A 21,691-nucleotide genomic window follows, 5' to 3' on the forward strand; every position below is an offset into this window, starting at 1 on the left:
ATGCCGACCGATACATTTTTTCACTTGCCGCCGGAAAAACAAAAGCGCATCTTAAATGCGGCGAAAAAAGAATTTTCAAGGCTGCCGTTGAAAGACGCCTCGATCGCCAATATCATCAAAGATGCCGAGATTCCTCGTGGGAGTTTTTATCAATACTTCGAAAACAAAGAAGATCTTTATTACTATTATTTCCATACGTTGAAAAAAAATAGTCAGCGAGATCTGCTGAAATCGATCCAACATGAAAACGGGGATCTGTTTGCGGGGTTCGAATGGTACTTTTCACGGATGATCGCCGAGGTTTTCAAAGGCAAAAACGCAAACTTTTACCGCAATTTATTTATGAGTATGGATTATCGTTCCTTCCATAAAGTCGTTCCAGAGATGCAGCACAAGATGCATCAAGAACACAAAGCCGATCGGCAGAAGCAACAAGCCATCTTTTTGTCAGAGGTCGACAAAGATTTATTGAAAGTCAAAGACGACCATGAGTTGAAAATGCTGATCCAGCTGCTGATGCATACCGTCTTTTCGACGATTGCCGAAGCCTATCGCCAATCAGCATTCGATCCAGACTATGATCCTGCCGAAGCGATCGCTGATTTCAACAGTAAAGTCCGCTGGTTAAGAGAGGGCGCAAAAAAAGAAAGAGGGGAAACCTATGATTAAGCTGATAAAACGCGTATCCGTCATTTCCATAATCATGGCAGTGGTGTTTATGGTGATCCAAGTCGTTTCTGATTTGTATCTACCGACATTGACTTCCAATATTATCAACAATGGGGTGGCGACAGGGGACATTGATTACATTTGGAAAACCGGCTTTTACATGATCGGCTTTTCATTGATCAGTATCATCGCCGCTTTAGGAAATACGTATTTCGCAACAAGAGAATCACAAAAATTAGGACAAAAACTACGTTCGGACATTTACCAAAAAGTTGAGAATTTTTCTTCTCGTTCTTTCGATAAATTTGGGACCGCATCATTGATCACACGAACCACTAACGACGTCAACCAAATTCAAATGGTGACGCAAATGTTTTTACGTATGATGATCAATGCACCGATCACACTGATTGGGGCGAGCTTCTTGGCCTATCAAAAAGATGCCCAGTTAACACGAATCTTTTTAGTCGTTATTCCTATCATGCTAGTATTAGTTGGCGGTATTATGTATTTTGCCGTTCCTTTATTCAAAAGTATGCAAAAGAAAACTGACCGTTTGAACTTAGTCTTTCGTGAAGGCTTGACGGGGGTCCGCGTTATTCGGGCATTTGACAAGACGGATTATGAAGCGAATCGCTTTGATCAAGCCAACAAAGATTACACCCACACCGCGATCAAAGTAAATACCATCGTGGCCTTGATGATGCCTTTGATGACGTTGATCATGAGTGGAACGAACATTGCCATCACATGGTTTGGTGGTCATTATATTGCCGAAATGACCTTAGAAGTCGGGAACCTGATTGCGTTTATGACTTATGCGATGCAAATTTTGATCAGCTTTATGATGCTGTCCATGATCTTCGTGATGGTGCCAAGAGCCCAAGCATCAGCTGACCGGATCAACGAAGTCTTAAATGAAGAAGATGAAATTCTCGATCCAAAAACACCAGCGACATTGAGCTTACAAGGGGATCAAGCAACCTTGACTTTTGACCATGTGGCGTATCGCTACCAAGGCGCTGAGAAATTGGCGTTGGAAGATATCGACTTCCAAGCAAAATCTGGTGATTTTGTTGCCATCATCGGTGGGACGGGCTCAGGGAAAACGACACTAGTCAATCTCTTGCCTCGTTTGTACGATGTGGAGTCTGGTGCAATCAAAATCAATGGGGTCAATATTGCAGAAATCACCCAGCACAATCTACGAGAAGTCGTGGGCTTTGTTCCGCAAAAAGCGGTACTGTTTTCCGGTACCATTCGTGAAAATATGAAATACGGAAAACCTGATGCGACAGACGAAGAAATCTGGCAAGCATTAGAGATCGCCCAAGCCAAAGATTTTGTCTCCGAACTGGCAGATGGCTTAGATAGCCGTGTAGAACAAGGCGGCGGCAACTTCTCTGGTGGACAACGTCAACGTTTAGCGATTGCTCGTGCGTTAGTGAAACAAGCAGATGTCTATGTCTTTGATGATTCCTTCTCCGCATTGGACTTCAAAACCGATGCAAACTTACGAGCAGCGCTGAAACGCGACATGCAAGACAGCATCATGGTCGTGGTTGCCCAACGGGTCAGCACAGTCATGGATGCCGATACGATCTTAGTATTAGATGAAGGACAACTCGTAGGGAAAGGGACCCATGAATCATTAATGGCAGACAATGAAACCTATCAAGAAATCGTTTCTTCACAATTGAGAGAGGAGGATCTTGCATGAGTGAAAAGAAAACAACAACACAACACCGTGGCGGACCAATGGGTGGCGGCCCGGGCCGTAACATCGGTGCCAAAGGACCAAAACCAAAAAACTTTTGGGGGACGGTCAAACGGCTTTTCGGGTACATGTCGAAACGCTCCATCGCTATCATTGCCGTCTTCGTTTTAGCGATCGCAGCCGTGATCTTCCAAATCCAAACACCGAAAATTTTAGGGGAAGCGACCACTGAAATTTTTAAAGGGGTCATGATCGGTACACAGCAGATGCAAGCCGGCCAACAGGTGACAGAATTTCCTATCGATTTTGAGAAAGTTGGTCAAATCATTTTGATCGCGATCGGCATGTATGTGATTTCAGCCGTCTTCAACTTTCTACAACAGTTTATTATGACCCGTGTCTCTCAACGAACGGTTTATGAGCTGCGTCGAGACTTAGATGAAAAAATGAACCGCTTGCCGATCTCTTACTATGATACTCACTCAAATGGGGATATCATGTCACGGGCAATCAATGATATGGATAATATCGCAAGTACCCTGCAACAAAACTTGACCCAATTTATTACGAGTGTCGTGACCTTTATCGGGGTTTTGTGGATGATGCTGACGATCAGTTGGCAACTGACTTTGATTGCTTTAGCAACGGTTCCTTTAAGCTTGATCGTCGTGATGATCGTCGCACCAAAATCGCAAAAATTCTTTGCGGCCCAACAAAAAAGTTTAGGATTGCTCAATGACCAAGTCGAAGAAACTTACGGCGGTCATACAGTAGTCAAAACCTTCAACCATGAAGCTGCCGATCAAGTCGTTTTTGAAGAAGAAAATGACCGTCTGTATTCCGCTGGTTGGAAAGCCCAATTTATTTCAGCGATCATTATGCCCTTGATGAACTTCATTAAAAACTTAGGCTATGTCTTCGTGGCTGTCCTTGGTGGGATCAAAGTGGCGAATGGGAACATGACGTTAGGGGATGTGCAAGCATTCTTGCAATACACCAATCAATTCTCTCAACCAATCACTCAAATCGCTAGCTTACTAAACACCATCCAATCAACCGTTGCATCTGCCGAACGGGTCTTTGAAGTCTTGGATGAAGAAGAAATGACTGATGAGCCTTCTGGATTGCCAGTGGAAGACAGTGAATACAAAGTTCGTTTCGATCATGTTCAATTTGGTTATGCGCCAGACAAATTATTGATGACCGATTTTAATTTGGATGTCAAAGCTGGTGAGATGGTGGCTATCGTAGGACCAACCGGCGCTGGGAAAACCACGCTGATCAATCTCTTGGAACGTTTTTATGATGTTTCTGGCGGTAGCATTCGTTATGATGGCAGAGATACCCGAGACTTGACTCGTGATGAATTGCGTAGTAATATCTCGATGGTGCTGCAAGATACGTGGTTGTTTACCGGCTCCATCTATGACAACATTCATTATGGAAATGAAAAAGCGACCAAAGAACAAGTGATTGCTGCGGCGAAGGCTGCCCATGTGGATGATTTTGTTCGCAAATTGCCAGAAGGCTATGATACGGTCTTGAATGAAGAAGCCAGCAACATCTCCCAAGGTCAACGTCAGCTGATCACGATCGCCCGCGCCTTCTTAGCGGATCCAGACGTCTTGATTTTGGATGAAGCAACTTCTAGTGTCGATACGCGGACTGAGATCTTGATCCAGAAAGCAATGGGGCGTTTGTTAGAAAATCGGACCAGCTTTGTGGTTGCTCACCGTCTCTCTACGATTCGTGATGCTGACAATATCATCGTGATGAATCACGGATCTATTGTTGAAACTGGAAACCATGAGGAATTGATGGCGCAAAACGGTTTCTATGCAGACCTTTATAACAGTCAATTTTCAGAAGAAGTGGCGTGATCCACTGTTTGTAATGAAAGAAATTCTTCCCCAAATGATAATAAACAGACCGCCAAAGGTTGACTGAAAGAAAGCAGTGATTGTCACTGCTTTCTTTTTTTTATGAATTTATATGGCTTTATTTTAAATATTTATTGCAATTATCTAGATAAAAATGTATATTAATACATAATTTCGAATGATCCAAGACAAGGAGTGAAATCAATGAGCCATCTTTTTCCTAATTACAGTCGTTTGCCCATCGATATCCAGCAAGGCAACGGAAGCTATGTGGTAGATTCACAAGGGAACCAATATTTAGATTTAACAAGCGGCATCGGGGTCGTTAATCTCGGTTATGGGCATCCCAAAGTGCAAGCCGCGTTGATGACCCAAGCAGAGCAAATTTGGCATGTGCCGAATTTGTATGACAGCCAGCTGCAAGAAGAAGTTGCCCAAAAGCTGACCCAAAATCAAACGAGCGCCTCAGACGAGCCGTATCTGGCTTATTTTTGCAATAGTGGCGCTGAGGCGAACGAAGCTGCTTTAAAGCTGGCTCGCAAAGCGACTGGCCGTAGCAAAGTCATCAGTTTTGAACAATCTTTCCACGGTCGGACCTTTGGCGCGATGTCTTTGACTGGGCAAAGCAGTATTCACGATGGGTTTGGTCCGCTGGTACCAGAGATGGTTTATGTACCGTTTAATGACCTTGAGGCATTGCAAGCCGTTTTAGATGAGCAGACGGCAGCCGTGTTTTTAGAATTGATCCAAGGCGAAGGCGGCGTGATCCCTGCCGAGGTGGCGTGGGTCCAAGGGGTGGCAGCCCTTTGTCAGGAGCAGGGAGCACTGCTGGTGGTGGATGAGATCCAAACCGGGATGGGACGGACAGGAACACTGTTTGCTTTTGAAGGATATGGCATTGAACCTGATCTTTTTACCGTAGCAAAAGGGCTTGGTAACGGGATCCCTGTCGGAGCAATGCTAGGCAAAAGTCATTTGCAAACGGCTTTTGGACCCGGTAGTCACGGTTCGACCTTTGGTGGCAATAAATTAGCGATGGCCGCTGCTAGTGCCGTCTGCAGTGTGTTGCAAGAAGAGGACATTCAAGTCAATGTTCAATTGCGTCAGCAGCAGTTTTTCGACGGATTGCAAGGACTATCTAAGGTGCAGGCGATTCGTGGGAAAGGATTGATGATTGGTATCGAATTAGCAGATTCGGAAAGCTTGCAATCCGTGTTGACTCAACTGCGGAACCAAGGCCTCCTCGCATTAAAGGCGGGTACCAAGGTTTTGCGCTTGCTGCCACCCTTAACGATCTCGCAAGAGGAAACGAAAGCAGCCTTGGCGATTTTACAAGCGATCTTAGCATAATTGTATAAAAATAGATTTTTTGGGCATTTTTTCTTATAAAAACCGAATAACAGCGAATTTATTTTGAATAGTTTTATAAATAATCATTGACAGAGCAATGGGAGTTTCTTATAATCTTAAGTAAATTCTTTTGAGGAGTGACGTGTTTGAAGGCAGCAATCGTTGGTGTAACAGGGTATACCGGAATTGAATTGATTCGTTTGATCCAGCAACATCCCCAATTGGAGGTGGGCACCTTGCATAGTCATTCTATGCATGAAAATTCATCAGTTTTGTATCCTCATCTAGTTGGGCTGACAGAGCAGCTGATCGAACCTTTTGATGCAGAAAAAATCCAAAAGGAAAATCAACTCGTGTTTTTTGCGACTCCTGCTGGAATCAGCAAAGAACTCGCAGCGACTTTTGTCGCAAATGACTTTCCAGTGATTGACCTTTCTGGTGATCTGCGATTGAAGGATCGGGATAGCTATCAAAAATGGTATCACCAAGAAGCTGCCCCTGCCGAGTTGTTGGCACACGCGACCTATTCGCTGCCTGAGTTTGCAACGACTCCTGGCAATTTGATCGCCAATCCAGGCTGTTATGCGACTGCTGCCATTTTAGCTGCTGCGCCGTTGGTTCAGCAAAAACTATTCAGCGGTACGTTGATTTTTGATGGCAAGTCGGGTTTGTCGGGTGCTGGTAAGAAATTGACGGACAGCAGTCACTTTGCAACCGCTGCGGATAACATGAAGATGTATAAGCCAAATCAGCATCAGCATATTCCTGAGATCATGCAGCAGTTTCAGCAATGGGATCAGGCAATGCCGCCGATCCAATTTTCTACCAGCTTACTGCCTGTCAAAAGAGGGATCTTTATGACGCTTTATGCGCCTATCAAAGACGCGATTTCGCAAGAGGACATCTATGAGCTGTACGTAAAAACGTATCAAGACCATCCGTTTGTCCGAGTGCAACCGTTAGGAAAGCTGCCCGAGCTGCGGCAAGTGACGGGAACGAATTTTTGTGACATTGGCATATGTTTCAATCCGCTGACCCAAGTGTTGACCGTTGTCGCAGTGATCGATAATTTAGGCAAAGGGGCTGCTGGCCAAGCGATCCAAAACTTCAATCGATGGGCAAAGATACCAGAAACGACTGGTCTTATGCAAGCACCGTTATATCCATAAAATAGCCAACAGACGCGTGAGGATACTCGTGTCAGCCAGTGGACAATCCGCAAAAAGGTGGCAGTAGGAGGAAAGAAAATGAAAGAAATCGAAGGAACGATCGCAACCCCCAAAGGTTTTTTTGCCGACGGTCTGCATTGCGGTCTGAAGAAAGAGAAAGTCGATCTTGGTTGGATCGTCTCTGAAGTGCCAGCCAGTGCTGCGGCAGTCTTTACCACCAATCAAGTACAAGCGGCACCCATTCTCGTTACAAAGGAAAAAATGCAAGCAGGCACCTTGCAAGGCGTGATCGTCAATGCGGGCAATGCCAATGCTTGTACCGGGGAGCAAGGTTTAAAAGATGCACAAGAGATGGCAGAATTGGCAGCAGCCCAGCTGCATACGAGTCCCGAAGCCTTTGCGGTAGCCTCCACCGGGATCATTGGTAAGAGCTTACCGATGGAAAAAATCACGGCAGGGATTCAGCAACTAAACAGGCAAGGGGATGCCCACCGATTTCAAAGAGCAATTTTGACGACGGATCTGACTGAAAAAAGCAGTGTCATCCAATCAACGATCGCTGACAAAACGGTGACTGTTGCGGGCTGTGCCAAAGGGTCTGGTATGATCCATCCTAATATGGCCACGATGCTGGCCTTTGTTACGACGGATGCAGCGATCTCGTCAGCACTCTTGCAAACACTGCTGAAAGAGTTGACCGATGTCACCTTTAATCAAATCACGGTCGATGGTGATACATCTACCAATGATATGGTGTTAGTTTTAGCCAACGGGTTAGCCAAAAATCCAACGATCGAAGCCGATACGCCAGCTTATCATGAGTTTAAAGGGATGCTTAAAGCAGTTCTGACCGCCTTAGCCAAAGCAATTGCGAAGGACGGAGAAGGCGCCAGCAAATTGATCGAAGCTCACACGAGTGGAGCTGTGACCGATGAAGCAGCCCGCATGATCAGCAAAACCATCGTCGGTTCGCCGCTGGTCAAAACAGCCCTCTTTGGCAAAGACCCAAACTGGGGGCGTATCTTATGTGCAGTGGGTTATAGTGGGCAACCCATCGATCCAGCAACGGTATCGATCGCATTAGCCGACATTCCCGTCTTTGTCCAAGGGACGCCGGTAGCTTTTGACGAAACCATCATGCAAGAACAGTTGGCGGAAAATGAAGTCAAAGTCGCTGTTGAGCTGAAAGAAGGGGCAGGTGTTGGCACCGCTTGGGGCTGTGATCTGACGTATGACTATGTGAAAATCAACGCACTATATCATACCTGAAACAAATCAGGTACTAGACAAAAAGGAGCGAGTAGATGGAAACGATCGTAGTAAAAATCGGCGGTGTCGCCTCAGAAAATTTAACCCCGTCATTCTTTGAGACGATAGCAGATTGGCAAGCTGCGGGCAAAAAAGTGGTCATCGTCCATGGCGGTGGTCACTACATCTCAGAAATGATGGAGAAAATGGCGTTGACAGTCAAAATCAAAGACGGCTTGCGGGTGACCGATCCCCAGACGCTTGAAGTGACTAGAATGGTCCTTTTGGGACAAGTTCAACCGCTGATTACGACTGCTTTCCAGCAAGCTGGCTTCCATGCCGTGGGACTGAATGCTGGCTGTGATCAGCTGATCCAAGGAGAAGTTATCGATGAGGAGAAATTAGGGCAAGTAGGGAAAGTTCAGCGAATCAACGCCGCCTTCTTGCAGCTCTTGACAGAGAAAAAACATGTCCCGATCTTGGCCCCACTAGGAATTACGCCAGAGGGGCAATGGTTGAACATCAACGCGGATGAAGTGGCTTGTCAGGTCGCAGCCAGCTTACAAGCCGAAAAACTGTATTTGTTGACGGATGTCCCTGGGATCAAGCAAGAAAGCAAGTGGTTGTCGGCTGTTTCTTTTGAGGAGATCCCCCAACTGATCGCCGAAGAAGTAGTCACGGGCGGCATGCTGCCAAAACTAAAAAGTGCTCAGAAAGCCTTAAAAGCAGGGGTAGCTGCCGTTTGTATCACCGATCGGATCGATCGTTTAGGAACCCAGATCCTCGCGGCAAGTCCAGCAGCAGCTGGCTGTAGTTGAAGCCATTAGCGACACCCAAGCGCCTCCTCTCTACTCATAAAAATGCAAAATTCTGACTTTTCTGTGCGTTTCTTCTTATTTTCTCTAAAAAAAGAATAAAAGAGATAGGGATTTCATTTGCTAGAATTTCGTTTTATCAGTACAATGAGTACATATGTAAGTAGGGGGAGAAACAATGACAGATTTCTTATTGGGGAGCAGTACGAAGTTGCTGACTGTTGCAATTCGGGTAAAAGACCGCGATCAAGCGATTGCCTTTTATCGCGATGTACTTGGCTTTGAGCTGAAAAGAGAAGAAAATGAGTTGGCCATCTTTGGTCTAAAAGGATTAGATAGAGAAGTTTTATGGTTGGAAGAAAGCCCGCGTGCCAACGACCATTTCGGTGAGATCAAAAAGATGCAGCGCATCGTTTTAGCCGTATCCTCGCTAGAAGAAGCGGCAACTATCGCGAGCAATGCCCAACAAAAAGCGATTGCTTTCGAAGAAGCTCGTTATGAAGCGAATCAATTTGGCTTCCTGATAGCTGATCCAGAAGGAAACAAAATCGAAGTCTTATTTACAGCACCCGCAGGAACTGTGGTACCAAAAGACGAAGCAGAATTGATCAAAGCGGCACCTGCAAAAGCGGCTGGCTTATCAAAAGAAGCTCATTTTGGCAAGCTGTATTTAAACGTCAGTAATCTAGCCAAAGAGCAGCTTTTCTTAGAAGAAAGCTTAGGGTTGAAAACAAAAGAAGCCGAAACGAAGGAATTTATCCTCAATGATGGTGACTTCCAAGTTGGCTTGACGGAAGCACAAGGTGGTACGATCGATTTACCGACCCATGAGGTGCTTGGCTTAGACTTCTTGAAAATCTCCATCAGTCAAGAAGATATCGATACATTAGAAAAACACTTGTCTGAGAAGAAGCAAGAGTTTTTCATCGACAAAAAACGGCAATTGTTGACGACCTACGATGCGATCGGTATCGAATGGTGGTTTATCGTTAAAAAATAAAGTGTTTTGAAAGAAAAAGCAGAGAGGACTATTCTCTGCTTTTTCTTTTTTTTGTCAAAAAAAGAAACTTTTGTTTTTATTTCGCACGAAAGAGTGCAAAAACCTGTTACATCGATTCGAAGACCAATCATTGAAAAAACGGTAGTTTATCTGCATTAGTAGAACAGGTCCAATCTATTTTGAATTTCTTATTTAGTTATTTAATATTTGAAACGCTTGTCTTAAAACTTAATATAATAGCCATTATGATTCAAAAATCGCAAACATTATATTGAATTGTGGTTATTTTTAATTTATAATAAAAAAGAATCGAGATTCGATGGCTCTGGACGCAGAGGTTATTTGTTGTTATTAATGTATGCGGTTTCTTATGGTGTTGAGCAGTAACGGGAAGACAAGGAGTAGATGTGATGGAAAAAAAGTGGATACACCGATATTTTGCTCAGTGGGATCTGCAGATGATGGTACTGCCGGCGATCTTACTGGTAGGCATTTTTAGCTATATCCCAATGTACGGGATTTTGATGGCATTTCAACAGTACAATATTTTTGAAGGTATGACAGGCAGTCCATGGATCGGCTTTGATAATTTTCGGCGCTTTTTTAGTGAACCACGTTTTTGGGAAATTTTACGGAATACCATTATGATCAGTGTGCTAAAGATTGCTATTTGTTTTCCAGCACCGATTTTGCTGGCGTTGATGCTTAACGAGGTCAAGAACGTTGCATTCAAACGTGTGGTGCAGACGATTACTTATCTCCCACACTTTTTATCATGGGTGATCGTGGCGGGGTTTACGATGTCGATTTTATCGATGGATAACGGTAGCTTAAATATTGCTTTGGAGAGTTTAAACCTGATCGATGAACCAATCAACTTTTTATCGATCCCTCGCTATTTCTGGACGATCATCGTTACGACAAATCTTTGGAAATCGATTGGCTTTGGCTCGATCGTCTATATGGCAGCCATTGCTGGGATCGATCCGCAACTGTACGAAGCAGCATCACTAGATGGCGCAACGAAATTTCAGCAAGTCTTTTTGATCACTCTGCCTTCGATCGTTCCAATCATTACGATTTTTCTCATTTTGGAGATCGGCAACTTATTGAATGCGGGCTTTGAAGATTTGCTTTTACTTGGGAGCAATCCAGCTCTTAGAAATGTGGCGGATGTCATTGATACCTATGTGTATCGGGTAGGGATCAGCAACTCTCAATATTCATACGCAACAGCTGTTGGTTTGTTCAAAGCAGTCATTAGTGTCACTCTTTTGAGCGGAGCAAACTTTTTCGCACGCAAAGTGGGTCACAGCTTATGGTGATCAGCAGAGGAGGAAATGAACAATGAAGAAAAATTGGGGCGACCAAGCGATGATGATTTTTATCTACCTTTTCTTGATAACGCTTGCATTCTTGACATTTTATCCCTTCTGGAATTCACTGGTGATTTCCTTTAATTCTGGACGTGACACGGTGACCGGTGGGATCACGTTTTGGTCAAGAGAATTTACGTTGGAAAACTATCAGATCGTCTTTCAAGATCAGCGCTTGATGAATGCCTTTTTCATCAGTGTCTTACGGACAGTGATCGGGACGTTTTCATCGATCATGCTGACAGCGATGGCAGCATATGGAATGTCAAAAAGAGAACTGATAGGGCGAAAATTTATTACGATTTTTTTCATCCTCACGATGTTCTTCAGCGGCGGCTTGATTCCAACTTTTTTAGTGGTACGTTCACTTGGACTGATGGATTCTTTTTGGGTAATGATCATTCCTGGTCTGATCAGTGTTTGGAATATGATCATCTTCCGTACGTTCTTTCAGCAACTGCCGAAAGGATTGGAAGATTCAGCGAAAATTGATGGTTGTGGGTATTGGGGCACGTTTTTCCGAATCATTTTGCCGTTATCAGGTCCAGTCATTGCCACTTTGTCGCTATTTACCGCCGTTGGGCATTGGAATGATTGGTTTATGCCAAGCATCTACATTACTTCAGATCATCTGATTCCCTTGCAGACCTTTTTGCAACGAGTCTTGAATTCGAACACGGTGAGTTCGCAAATGAGTCAAATCGATTCTGGCTCAGCAGCACGTTTGGCGGAAATGACTGGTGTCACAGGAAAATCCTTGTCGATGGCGATCATGATGGTGGCGACTTTGCCGATCGTAATGGTTTATCCGTTTGTCCAAAAGTATTTTGTAAAAGGTGTATTGATTGGTTCGTTGAAAGATTAGCAGAGCAGGAGGAACTCTCTTGATTAGAGGAGAGAAGGAACGAAACGTTGAAAGGGGATAAAAGAATGAAAGCAAAGGTATTAAAAGGCGTGCTGTCAGTGACTGCGATGAGTCTCTTACTGGCTGCTTGCGGCAGTGAGTCAGGGACAAAAGAAAGTGATGGGGCGGCAGCGAATGACCGTGACAGTTCGGAGGTCTTTGAATTAGGTAGTGAACCGTTGGAGATCACGATGTTTGGTAATTATGATTGGTACACGATGGATCGTTGGGGAGATGATCCAGCAACTGCTGCTATCAAAGAACTGACCAAGGTAGATATTCGCGCAATCGATGGTGGCGGGAATGCAGCACAGCGGCTAAGCACAATGATCGCTGGCGATGATCTACCTGATTTTATTTGGCTTGATCGAGGGTCGGATGTGGAACGGCTGCGAGAAGCGGGTGCCCTAGTGCCATTTGATGATTACTTGGATAAGTATCCAAACTTGAAAGAATGGGCGGGAGAAGACATCCTGAACATGCTTCGTTCAGAAGACGGCAAACTTTATCAGTTTCCCAACTGGTATAGCTCGGAGCCTTTCGGGAATGCCGGTTATGTCGTCAATAAAGAGATCCATGATGCTTTAGGTGCGCCAGAATTGAAAACAACAGAGGATCTTTATGAGTATTTGAAAGAAGTTCAAACAGAGTTTCCTGATGTCATTCCATTTGAAACAGATGTCAGCGGACAAGGGATCAATGTCTTGTACTCAGCATTTGCAGAAGGGCGTTCACCAGCAGATATCCGCATTCGCGCTGTTCCTGAAGGCGACGTATTGACCTCGATCTTTGCCAATGAAAACTACGTAGAATCGATTGAATATGCGTCAAGACTGTACCGTGAGCGCTTGATGACCCAAGATACCTTGACCCAAGATGCAGATATGGTGGCAGAAAAAGTAACCAGTGGTCGTGTAGCTGTCTATGCGGCTGCCAGCCCGTCCAACCATGCTCGCGATGCCCATTACATCTTGCAAGAACAAAATCCAGATGCGGGGTATTTCTATATCGAGCCGATTGCAAAACCAGGACTAGATCCTGACAATATTTTCCCAGGTTCCTATGAAATGCTAGGGTGGAATGTCAGTGTCATTACTAGAAATGCAGAAGACCCAGAAAAAGTCTTTGCCTTCTTAGACTGGTTGACAGGACCGTTGGGCCAATCGATCTTGATGTTTGGTCCAGAAGGCCAGTATTGGGATGGCTTTGACGAAGAAGGCTATACGCAATTTACGGATGCCTATGCAGAAGACAGTGCAGGCGTTTCGGAGATTGAGCAAGCAACTTCAAGTTTCCAATGGAACGGCAACTCCGCCTTCTTAGACAATACCAAAACAAAATTTGAACTGAATCTTCCAGAAGATCAAATGAACTGGGCAACGAAATGGCAGCATGCTATTACTTGGGACACGCAAAAAGACGACACGGAATTTGCGGCGATCAACCCGATGCCAGACTCACCAGAAGGAATCATTCAGCAACGGATCAACGATATTTTTGAAGAAGCCAATGCTTCAGCGATCTTTGCTGACAGCGATGAAGAAGTGCGTGCCATCTTTGCTGAGGCGGAAGCCCAAGCACAAGCAGCGGGCTATCAAGAGTTGCTGGATTATCAAACAGAGAAATGGCAGCAAAATCTACAAAACTTAGCCCGCTAGAGGGTAAATCAGCTGATTAGAGAAAGGAGGCGGACTGATGGGAAATGAACGATGGTATCGTTGGTATGGTGCCAGTCAAGCGATAGCTAGTATGTTGCTTTTGAATGGCTACTGGTTACTGTTCAATCTGCCTGTTCTATTGCTAGCTTTGGGGCTGATTTTCCCCAGCTCTCCTCGTCAGTTTCTTTTCTCTTTGGTTGGTTTGATCATTAGTTTTCCTAGCATTCTTTTGCCAGCGACCTTTGCTTTATTTGGGGTCATGCGGCGCTGGTTGTACTATCAAGAACCACGACAGGCCATCGGAGGGACCTTTTGGCGGCTCTATCGGGAAAATTATCGGCGCAGTTTTGCCGCAGGCCTCTTTTTCGGTAGTCTCGCTTTGCTGCTGTTAGGCTCTTATCGCCAAATCGATTCCTTTCAGCTGCCCGTATTGGCTGTCGGCTATTTGTTTTTAAGTATCATTTTACTCGTGTGGTTGCTGTATTTTATCTGCGACAGTGTGCATTTGGCGGCACCCATGCGGCTCGCCTTGATCAAAAGCTTTTTCATCATCTTTTGGGCACCGTTGCAGACACTGATGTTGCTAGGGCTGTTGAGTGGCCTCGCTTTACTGCTCGTCTTGATCAATCCCTTACTCGCGGGATTGATCGTAGGGGGACTAGGTAGCCAATGTGCGTGTTACAGTTATTTGAGAATCTTCCAAAAGGCGCAAGCAAAAGCTGCACCAGCCGATGAGTAATCTATGTAACACTGATTAGAAAAAAATCTGAAAACTATCCTTAATGGGTAGTTTTTTTCATTGGCGAAAAGTGCTAAAGTTAGAAGCAAGACAAGCCTGAAAGGAGCGAGTATGGAACGATGACAATGTACCCAAAAACAGTACAGCTCATTCAAGAAAAAATGCCGACCGTTTTCCCAGGAGCGGTGCTGCGTTTTATCGCTGGTGAAACCCAAGAGACCCAGGTATTCGGACAGGCAGCGCTTCTTCCGAAAACCGAACCTATGACGAAAGATCATTTGTTTGATTTAGCCTCATTGACGAAAGTCGTTTGTACAACGAGTGTTCTGTTAAAATTGTGGGATCAAGGAAAAATCGAGATGGAGGCGCCGCTTACTCGTTGGTTGCCAGCGTTTAAAGACGATCGGGTAACGATCAAGCACTTGCTGACGCATACGGCAGCCATCAACACGTGGATTCCTCATCGAGACCAGTTGGATGCTGCTGCCTTGCGCAAGGCGTATTTGCAGCTTGAAAGCAGTGATACGATCGGTCAAACGGTCAACTATACGGATACTGGGACGATTTTGCTGGGCTTTTTATTGGAGGAGCTGTATCAAAAACCAGTGACCGAGATTTTTCAAGAAGAAGTCTTGACGCCTTTAGGCATGAAGAACAGCGGCTTTCCGCCTTTTCCTCCTTCCCAGCTGCCATTGATCGTGCCTACCCAGCAGCTGCCAGACGGCAGTATCCTTAGAGGAATCACCCATGACCCAAAAGCACGAGTGCTGGGAAACCATGCCGGCAACGCCGGGTTGTTTTCTACCGTGGATGATTTGACGCTGTTCGTTCAACTGTTACTGGCAAATGGTCAGCAGCAAGGGGCGCCGTTTTTCTCAGAAAAAGTCATGCAGGCGCTGGCTCAGAGACAGACGCCTGAAAGCACAAAGCCCCGCACCTATGGCTGGGACTTATTGGGTGCGCCGTACCAATTATTTCATACAGGCTATACAGGCACGTTTCTCGCAGTAGATATCCCTAACAAAAAAGCGTTTATTTTCTTATCGAATCGGGTCCATCCAGTGGATCATCGAGAAAGCTACTTGGGTCATCGTGACGAAATCCTGCAATGTTACTTAAAAGAATCTGCCGAATAAGCGGATTCATGCTATAATATGCACGAACAACTAGAGAGGGGAACAATTATGGAACCATTGTTTATGAAACCTGTTTTTCAAGAAAAAATTTGGGGCGGCAGTCGCCTGCATTCTGTTTTTGGTTTTGATTTACCGAGTGACAAGATCGGTGAAGATTGGGCGATCAGTGCGCATCCTCATGGGGTGAGCGTCATTGAAAATGGTCCGTTTAAAGGCAAAACATTGGCGGATCTTTGGCAAGACCATCAAGAACTGTTTGGACATTCAGACGAACCAGTCTTTCCATTATTAATTAAAATTCTAGACGCGGAAGATGATCTATCCGTTCAGGTCCATCCTGATGACACGTATGGGCTAGCCCATGAAGGGGAATTAGGGAAAACGGAATGCTGGTACATTATTGATGCCGAACCAGGTGCGGAAATCATTTATGGCCACCACGCACAAACCAAAGAAGAACTTGCGGAAATGATCGAAGCGGGTCGTTGGGATGATTTGTTAACAAAAGTCCCTGTGAAAAAAGGCGATTTCTTCTACGTGCCAAGTGGAACGATCCATGCCATTGGGAAAGGGATCATGATCTTAGAAACCCAACAAAGCTCGGATACGACTTATCGGGTGTACGACTATGATCGTACTGATGATCAAGGACAAACACGGGAGCTGCATATCCAACAATCAATCGATGTGACGACGATTCCTGCACGGACGCCAGAATTATCGATCCGTGAAGTCAAACAAGGACAATCAGCAGTCGTTACCTATCTTGAAACGCCATTTTTCAATGTGTATGAATGGGAAGTACGTGGGAAATTATCTTTGGCACAAAAGGCCGATTATACCTTGATGACCGTGATTGATGGGTATGGGCATTTGATGATCGACGGTCATTCCTATGAACTAAAAATGGGCACGAGCTGCATTTTGCCAAACCCGATCAAGAAATGGGAATTGGTTGGTGAATTGACTGTCATTGCCTCTGAACCTGGAAAAAAATAAAACGATCAGTAAGTGACGTGATTCGCACAAGCAAAACAGCACACGTTCCTGATTTTTCGTAAGGCTGAACTCGTTCAGCTGCCTGTCATCATTGGCGATTTTTCCGCTTTTGACTGACAGGTTTTTTCGTATGGACACTCACGATAGACGTCTGAGGAAGATTTGTTATAATGGCAGTAATGAAGGATAGGTGAAAAGAATGGTTTACTTAGATCATGCAGCAACGACACCGCTGCACCCAGAAGTGATCAAAGTGATGAGTGAGACGATGCAGACATTTTTTGGCAATCCATCAAGCATTCATCATTATGGTCGAGATGCCCACACCCAATTAGAATTGGCTCGTCAAGCGATCGCTCAGCAGCTAGGGGTCAAGGAACATGAGATCATTTTTAACAGTGGAGGTACCGAAAGTGATAATACAGCGGTCATCGGTACAGCCCTTAGCAAACAAGCACAAGGCAAACATATCATTACGACCCAGATCGAACATCCGGCGGTCATTGAGAGTATGCGCTATTTAGAAGGCTTAGGCTTTGAGGTGACCTATTTGCCCGTAGATCAAAAGGGGCAATTGGCCGTCAGTGAAGTTGAGGCTGCCTTACGTCCCGATACGATTTTAGTATCCATAATGACGGCAAACAATGAAACGGGCAATTTGTTGCCGATTGCAGAAATTGGCGCCCTTTTACGGGAGCATCCCGCCGTTTTTCATACCGATGCCGTGCAAGCTTATGGCAAAATCCCGCTTGAAATCAATGAAAATAGCATTGATCTCCTAAGCATTTCGGCTCACAAAATCAACGGACCAAAAGGGATCGGCTTTTTGTATAAACGAGATGGCTTGTCGCTACCTTCGCTACTCCACGGTGGCGAACAAGAAGAAAAACGGCGAGCAGGGACGGAAAACTTAGCAGCCATCATGGGAATGGCCAAAGCAGCTTCTTTGCATACCCCCGAAGCGCAGCAAGCAGCGGCGGAACAATATCAAACGTTTGCCGATGTACTGATGGAGACCTTAGCAGCACAAGGCATCGATGTTCAGTTGAATGGTGACCCAGCACACAAATTGCCGCATATTTTGAATCTGCGTTTCCCAGGGGTCAGCAGTGACTTGTTACTGATGAAATTGGACTTAAAAGGGGCCGCCATCTCGACAGGCAGCGCTTGTACGGCGGGCAATGTGGAACCCTCCCATGTGCTAGAAGCGATGGTGGGCAAAGAGCATCCAGCTATCCGGGAATCGGTCAGAGTCAGCTTTGGCTATGGCAACACATTGGCGGAAATCGAAGCATTTGCTCAGCTATTAGCAGAAACTGTCTTAGCAACGAAAAAGTAGGAGAACAGCTAGCAATCTCGCTGAAAACTATTTATAATGAAAGAAATGATGTTAAAGAGGTGAAGAACATGGCATTTGAAACAACAGCAACCGTTTTAGGCGCAGCAACCCAATACCGCATTGCTCCTGAAGCAAAAAAATATACGTTGCGGGACAATGGCTTTACAGAAACGAACGGCGGCAACTTCCAATTGATTCGTGGCCTTGAAGCAACACCCCAAAGCAAAGAAGGCTTTAAATTAAAAATCACTGTTGCAAAAGATCTGCAAACCTTCAAGATGTCGATCACGACAGCCAATGGATTAAAAGCAGTCAATATTTTCAAAGATGAACAGCACAAAATGCTGCAAGAAAAATTTTACTTTTTAATGGATGGTTTTATCAGCCGCGGGTTGTTTGTCAAAGCGTAAGCTTTTGTCAAAAGCAGCTATACCGTTCAAAGGGCAAGAAGTGTGTCACTCCGCCAAACAGGCAAGGGATTGATACACTTCTTTTGTATCTTTGCCGGTTTCTTTTTATACTAAAGAAAACAAACCTAAGCCGTTCTCAGAAAGTGGATACGTTGAGACGAGAAAGAAGGAATCCAGATGAAACGAACCTTAAACAAGCAATCCGTGTTAGCCGTTGGAATGGGGACTTGGCATATGGGGGATGACCCTGCTAAGGAAAAAGCCGAGATCGATGCGCTGCAAGCGGGCATCAAAGCCGGAGCGGCTGTCATCGATACCGCAGAAGTGTACGGCGAGGGAAACGCAGAAACGCTAGTTGGCAAGGCGATCCAGCCCTTTACACGAGGGGATCTTTATTTGATTTCAAAAGTTTATCCCTGGAATGCCTCCGCAGATGAATTGCCGAAAGCTTTAGACCGTAGCTTAGCGCGTTTAGGCACCGACTATCTTGATCTGTATCTGCTCCACTGGCGAGGAGATGTGCCGTTAGCAGAAACAGTTGACGCACTAGAAGCTGCCAAAGCCTCTGGAAAGATTCGTGCATGGGGCGTCTCTAATTTTGACGTGGCAGATATGGAGGAGCTGTTGCGGTTAGAAAACGGCGATCAATGTGCCGCCAACCAAGTACTCTATAATTTAGGTGCCCGGGGGATCGAATACGATCTTTTGCCTTGGCAGGCAGAGGCTGAGATTCCGGTGATTGCCTACTCACCAATTGCTCAAGGCGATCGGCTAGGGCACCACTTCAAAAATGATGAAGTGTTGAAAGAGCTGGCAGAAGCCAAAGGCTGCACGATTTTTCAGCTGCTTTTGGCATGGACCCTTCGACAACCCCACGTCTTAGCGATCCCCCAAACCAGTGACTCGCTGCATATGCTGCAGAACATTGAAGCTGCCAAAATCGTTTTTTCCAAAAGCGAATTGGCGACAATCGATGCACGTTTTCCGGAGCCAACGAAAAAGCAGCCGCTAGCGATGATTTGAAGACCCTAATCACAGAAAAAAGCAGTAAAGTAAGGAGCGACTATGAAATTTTTTACGTCTGATACCCATTATTTTCATGCAGCCTTGCTCGGGGACAATGACTTTGCCCCACGCCCCTTTGAGACAGTGACGCAAATGCATGAAACGATGATCGCTAGCTGGAATGAGGTCGTTGCGGATAAAGATGTCGTTTATCATTTAGGGGATGTCGCGATGCACCCTGCTTATGAAGCAGGTTTTCCAGAAATTGCGGCGCTGTTAGCACAGCTGCAGGGCAAAATCGTTTTTATCAAAGGCAATCATGATACCCGGGCTTTCTTTGCGTACTTGCGCAAGCATGATCCTGGTTGTTTGGGAGCCCAAAAGTATGCGTTTGAAGATGTTGGTGTTTTGCTGAAGTTTGCTCATCAGCAATTTTTACTAACCCATTATCCTATGCTGCTGGGGATCACCAAAAACAGCCGCAATCTGCATGGGCATATCCATCATCATAGTGTACCAATCGCTGAGAATCTCAACGTAGGAGTCGATGCACCGGAATTGGCGTTTCTGCCGCAGCCGCGTCCCTTCGGTCGACCAGTTTCCGAAAATGAACTGGCGGTGCTACATCATGCAAAGCAACAAGAACTTGCCAAGCTAGCTCGTTAACAGATAACAAGAAAAGCAAGCATCCAAACAGATTCGGGTGGCTTGCTTTTTTTGTGATGACTTTGACAGCAAGCTTTGATTAAGGAAATTTTTTTGATAAAAATAAACTTTATATGTAAAAAATAATCGATTCCAAGAGTTATTATTTGATGGATATTTAAGAAATGTGTATGCTTTAAGTAGAAAGCAGTAAAGGAGGTTGCCAATGCGTAAGATTTCTAAAGTGATTTTTATCATCGGATTGCTTTTACTCTTACTTGTCTTTTATTTTGGGATCATCGCCAATCAGCAAGCGGCTTCATTGCCTGTTTACTTGATTCCTTTGGATGAATATCCTTGGGTCGGATCTTCCATGAGTATGCTGCTCTTTTGGTTATCTGTTGGCTTTGCTATTTTTACAGTGATCGCACTCTTTGTCGTTTTGTTTTATCCAAAACGCTCAGACCGCTTGATCATTCCCCATAAGACAGGCGATTTAGTGATTCAGAAGAAGGCGTTAGAGCATTTTGTGCTCGAGCGGGTGAAACAAGCAGATTTCATCCATCAGCCATCGGTAAAAATCAAAATCGTCAAGAATAAAGTAGCGGTAAAAATCGATGGAGAAATGAAACAAACAGCAGCCATCCCGCAAAAACAAGAAGCTTTGGTTGGTGAGATCAGCAGCAGTCTGCAGCAACTTTTCGGTATCGAAAGCAATATCCAAACGGAAGTTGTTTTAAAAGATACGCAAGAAACGCCAGCAGCCCATGACCAACCGCGTGTAGTTTAGGAGGAACAGGTATGAGTGAATGGTTCTACCACTATAAGATCCCGCTTATCTTTGCAGGTTTCGGTTTGATCCTAGCGATCCTGTTTCTAACGATCGGCTTTTTGAAAACCATACTGCTGGTGCTATTTACGGCACTAGGTACGTATCTGGGATTTTATCTCAAAGAAGTCGGATTCTTTGAACAATTTCAAAGACCGCGCCGTTAACTTTGGTAACATTATTAGTTTAATTTATATCAAGATTATAGTAGGAGGAATGTACGATGGAAAACCAAACAAAACCAACAACAGGTGTTAAAGGAGAATTAACTTACGAAGATAAAGTGATTCAAAAAATCGTAGGCATTGCATTAGAATCTGTAGACGGACTCTTAACAGTCGATGGCGGTTTCTTCTCAAATATTGCAGGTAAATTAGTCAACACCGATGATGTGACTTCAGGGATCAATGTTGAAGTTGGGAAAAAACAAGTGGCAGTCGATCTTGATATCGTTGCAGAATATGGCAGCGATATGACCACGATCTACGACCAAATCAAAGAGGTTGTTTCAACACAAGTCAACAAAATGACGAATTTAGAAGTCATCGAAGTAAACGTGAATGTAGCAGATGTCAAAACACGTGAACAATTCGAAAAAGACTCTGAAACAGTTCAAGACAAAGTAAGCAGTGCGGCAGAAACAACTGGCGACTTTGCGTCAAAACAAACACGTAAAGCCAAAGGTGCCTTCAACCGGACAACGACGCGTATTCAAGAAAACAACGAACCACGCGTTCAATAATAGCAAGATAAGCAAAAGACTAGCTGCGGCTAGTCTTTTTTTGTCCCACAAAAGGTGTATT

Annotated in this window: 21 protein-coding genes; all 21 read left to right on the forward strand. The window is 44.9% G+C overall.

All coding sequences use genetic code 11. From position 1 onward, the window contains the following. The 21 genes from IGI94_RS01935 to IGI94_RS02035 all read left to right on the forward strand — a co-directional run bounded on the left by IGI94_RS01935 (position 1) and on the right by IGI94_RS02035 (position 21,630). Entirely contained in the window at positions 1–669 is a 669-nt protein-coding gene (locus IGI94_RS01935) for a TetR/AcrR family transcriptional regulator (RefSeq protein WP_005232294.1), read from the forward strand. Next, positions 662–2,389 (forward strand): ABC transporter ATP-binding protein, encoded by a 1,728-nt coding sequence (locus IGI94_RS01940; RefSeq protein WP_008376197.1) that lies wholly within the window; start codon positions 662–664, stop codon positions 2,387–2,389. Before IGI94_RS01935 ends, IGI94_RS01940 begins: the two co-directional genes overlap by 8 nt. Beyond that, complete coding sequence (locus tag IGI94_RS01945) at positions 2,386–4,266, forward strand: ABC transporter ATP-binding protein (RefSeq protein WP_438899358.1); 1,881 nt, start codon at positions 2,386–2,388, stop codon at positions 4,264–4,266. The genes IGI94_RS01940 and IGI94_RS01945 overlap by 4 nt, the downstream gene beginning before the upstream one ends. Positions 4,267–4,470: 204 nt before the next feature. Next, complete coding sequence (locus IGI94_RS01950; protein ID WP_087664812.1) at positions 4,471–5,616, forward strand: acetylornithine transaminase; 1,146 nt, start codon at positions 4,471–4,473, stop codon at positions 5,614–5,616. Positions 5,617–5,762: 146 nt separating this feature from the next. Beyond that, entirely contained in the window at positions 5,763–6,785 is a 1,023-nt protein-coding gene (gene argC, locus IGI94_RS01955) for an N-acetyl-gamma-glutamyl-phosphate reductase (RefSeq protein ID WP_438899359.1), read from the forward strand. A gap of 78 nt (positions 6,786–6,863) precedes the next feature. Next, positions 6,864–8,054 (forward strand): bifunctional glutamate N-acetyltransferase/amino-acid acetyltransferase ArgJ, encoded by a 1,191-nt coding sequence (argJ, locus tag IGI94_RS01960; protein WP_034872069.1) that lies wholly within the window; start codon positions 6,864–6,866, stop codon positions 8,052–8,054. A gap of 35 nt (positions 8,055–8,089) precedes the next feature. Further along, on the forward strand, positions 8,090–8,851 hold the full coding sequence (gene argB / locus IGI94_RS01965; protein WP_087664814.1) for an acetylglutamate kinase: 762 nt from the start codon (positions 8,090–8,092) through the stop codon (positions 8,849–8,851). Positions 8,852–9,026: 175 nt separating this feature from the next. After that, complete coding sequence (locus tag IGI94_RS01970; protein ID WP_244732928.1) at positions 9,027–9,848, forward strand: VOC family protein; 822 nt, start codon at positions 9,027–9,029, stop codon at positions 9,846–9,848. 410 nt (positions 9,849–10,258) lie between these two features. Next, on the forward strand, positions 10,259–11,173 hold the full coding sequence (locus tag IGI94_RS01975) for an ABC transporter permease (RefSeq protein WP_005232278.1): 915 nt from the start codon (positions 10,259–10,261) through the stop codon (positions 11,171–11,173). Positions 11,174–11,195: 22 nt separating this feature from the next. Continuing rightward, positions 11,196–12,089: a carbohydrate ABC transporter permease gene (locus IGI94_RS01980; RefSeq protein ID WP_438899360.1), complete on the forward strand. Its 894-nt coding sequence runs from the start codon at positions 11,196–11,198 to the stop codon at positions 12,087–12,089. Positions 12,090–12,154: 65 nt separating this feature from the next. After that, on the forward strand, positions 12,155–13,786 hold the full coding sequence (locus tag IGI94_RS01985; protein WP_016609584.1) for an extracellular solute-binding protein: 1,632 nt from the start codon (positions 12,155–12,157) through the stop codon (positions 13,784–13,786). 37 nt (positions 13,787–13,823) lie between these two features. Beyond that, a complete protein-coding gene (locus tag IGI94_RS01990; RefSeq protein ID WP_438899361.1) occupies positions 13,824–14,525 on the forward strand; it encodes a DUF624 domain-containing protein in 702 nt (233 codons plus the stop codon). 119 nt (positions 14,526–14,644) lie between these two features. Further along, the gene (locus IGI94_RS01995) at positions 14,645–15,661 is read left to right on the forward strand and encodes a serine hydrolase domain-containing protein (protein ID WP_438899362.1); all 1,017 of its coding nucleotides are present in this window, start codon (positions 14,645–14,647) and stop codon (positions 15,659–15,661) included. 45 nt (positions 15,662–15,706) lie between these two features. Further along, positions 15,707–16,660 (forward strand): mannose-6-phosphate isomerase, class I, encoded by a 954-nt coding sequence (gene manA / locus IGI94_RS02000; RefSeq protein WP_170920124.1) that lies wholly within the window; start codon positions 15,707–15,709, stop codon positions 16,658–16,660. A 199-nt stretch (positions 16,661–16,859) separates the two neighbouring features. Next, the gene (locus tag IGI94_RS02005) at positions 16,860–17,999 is read left to right on the forward strand and encodes a cysteine desulfurase family protein (RefSeq protein WP_438899363.1); all 1,140 of its coding nucleotides are present in this window, start codon (positions 16,860–16,862) and stop codon (positions 17,997–17,999) included. 68 nt (positions 18,000–18,067) lie between these two features. Then, positions 18,068–18,409 (forward strand): DUF1831 domain-containing protein, encoded by a 342-nt coding sequence (locus IGI94_RS02010; RefSeq protein ID WP_005232263.1) that lies wholly within the window; start codon positions 18,068–18,070, stop codon positions 18,407–18,409. 177 nt (positions 18,410–18,586) lie between these two features. Continuing rightward, complete coding sequence (locus IGI94_RS02015) at positions 18,587–19,432, forward strand: aldo/keto reductase (RefSeq protein ID WP_438899364.1); 846 nt, start codon at positions 18,587–18,589, stop codon at positions 19,430–19,432. A 42-nt stretch (positions 19,433–19,474) separates the two neighbouring features. Beyond that, entirely contained in the window at positions 19,475–20,080 is a 606-nt protein-coding gene (locus IGI94_RS02020; RefSeq protein ID WP_005232261.1) for a metallophosphoesterase, read from the forward strand. A 205-nt stretch (positions 20,081–20,285) separates the two neighbouring features. Beyond that, positions 20,286–20,849 carry an alkaline shock response membrane anchor protein AmaP gene (gene amaP / locus IGI94_RS02025; RefSeq protein ID WP_005232260.1) on the forward strand — a complete coding sequence of 188 codons (564 nt, stop codon included), beginning with the start codon at positions 20,286–20,288 and terminating at the stop codon, positions 20,847–20,849. Positions 20,850–20,860: 11 nt separating this feature from the next. Further along, positions 20,861–21,055: a DUF2273 domain-containing protein gene (locus IGI94_RS02030; protein ID WP_005232259.1), complete on the forward strand. Its 195-nt coding sequence runs from the start codon at positions 20,861–20,863 to the stop codon at positions 21,053–21,055. 56 nt (positions 21,056–21,111) lie between these two features. Continuing rightward, a complete protein-coding gene (locus IGI94_RS02035) occupies positions 21,112–21,630 on the forward strand; it encodes an Asp23/Gls24 family envelope stress response protein (protein WP_005232258.1) in 519 nt (172 codons plus the stop codon). Positions 21,631–21,691: the final 61 nt, after the last annotated feature.

It is taken from the genome of Enterococcus sp. AZ149 (assembly GCF_051714285.1).
Classification (GTDB): Bacteria; Bacillota; Bacilli; order Lactobacillales; family Enterococcaceae; genus Enterococcus_D; species Enterococcus_D entomosocium.

Coding starts and splice junctions, on each gene's coding strand:
- amaP (WP_005232260.1), top strand. CDS start 20,286: ATGCGTAAGATTTCTAAAGTGATTTTTATCATCGGATTGCTTTTACTC.
- argB (WP_087664814.1), top strand. CDS start 8,090: ATGGAAACGATCGTAGTAAAAATCGGCGGTGTCGCCTCAGAAAATTTA.
- IGI94_RS01985 (WP_016609584.1), top strand. CDS start 12,155: ATGAAAGCAAAGGTATTAAAAGGCGTGCTGTCAGTGACTGCGATGAGT.
- IGI94_RS02015 (WP_438899364.1), top strand. CDS start 18,587: ATGAAACGAACCTTAAACAAGCAATCCGTGTTAGCCGTTGGAATGGGG.
- IGI94_RS01950 (WP_087664812.1), top strand. CDS start 4,471: ATGAGCCATCTTTTTCCTAATTACAGTCGTTTGCCCATCGATATCCAG.
- IGI94_RS01935 (WP_005232294.1), top strand. CDS start 1: ATGCCGACCGATACATTTTTTCACTTGCCGCCGGAAAAACAAAAGCGC.
- IGI94_RS01995 (WP_438899362.1), top strand. CDS start 14,645: ATGACAATGTACCCAAAAACAGTACAGCTCATTCAAGAAAAAATGCCG.
- IGI94_RS01980 (WP_438899360.1), top strand. CDS start 11,196: ATGAAGAAAAATTGGGGCGACCAAGCGATGATGATTTTTATCTACCTT.
- IGI94_RS02005 (WP_438899363.1), top strand. CDS start 16,860: ATGGTTTACTTAGATCATGCAGCAACGACACCGCTGCACCCAGAAGTG.
- IGI94_RS01970 (WP_244732928.1), top strand. CDS start 9,027: ATGACAGATTTCTTATTGGGGAGCAGTACGAAGTTGCTGACTGTTGCA.
- IGI94_RS01990 (WP_438899361.1), top strand. CDS start 13,824: ATGGGAAATGAACGATGGTATCGTTGGTATGGTGCCAGTCAAGCGATA.
- IGI94_RS02030 (WP_005232259.1), top strand. CDS start 20,861: ATGAGTGAATGGTTCTACCACTATAAGATCCCGCTTATCTTTGCAGGT.
- IGI94_RS02035 (WP_005232258.1), top strand. CDS start 21,112: ATGGAAAACCAAACAAAACCAACAACAGGTGTTAAAGGAGAATTAACT.
- IGI94_RS01975 (WP_005232278.1), top strand. CDS start 10,259: ATGGAAAAAAAGTGGATACACCGATATTTTGCTCAGTGGGATCTGCAG.
- argJ (WP_034872069.1), top strand. CDS start 6,864: ATGAAAGAAATCGAAGGAACGATCGCAACCCCCAAAGGTTTTTTTGCC.
- IGI94_RS01940 (WP_008376197.1), top strand. CDS start 662: ATGATTAAGCTGATAAAACGCGTATCCGTCATTTCCATAATCATGGCA.
- IGI94_RS01945 (WP_438899358.1), top strand. CDS start 2,386: ATGAGTGAAAAGAAAACAACAACACAACACCGTGGCGGACCAATGGGT.
- IGI94_RS02020 (WP_005232261.1), top strand. CDS start 19,475: ATGAAATTTTTTACGTCTGATACCCATTATTTTCATGCAGCCTTGCTC.
- IGI94_RS02010 (WP_005232263.1), top strand. CDS start 18,068: ATGGCATTTGAAACAACAGCAACCGTTTTAGGCGCAGCAACCCAATAC.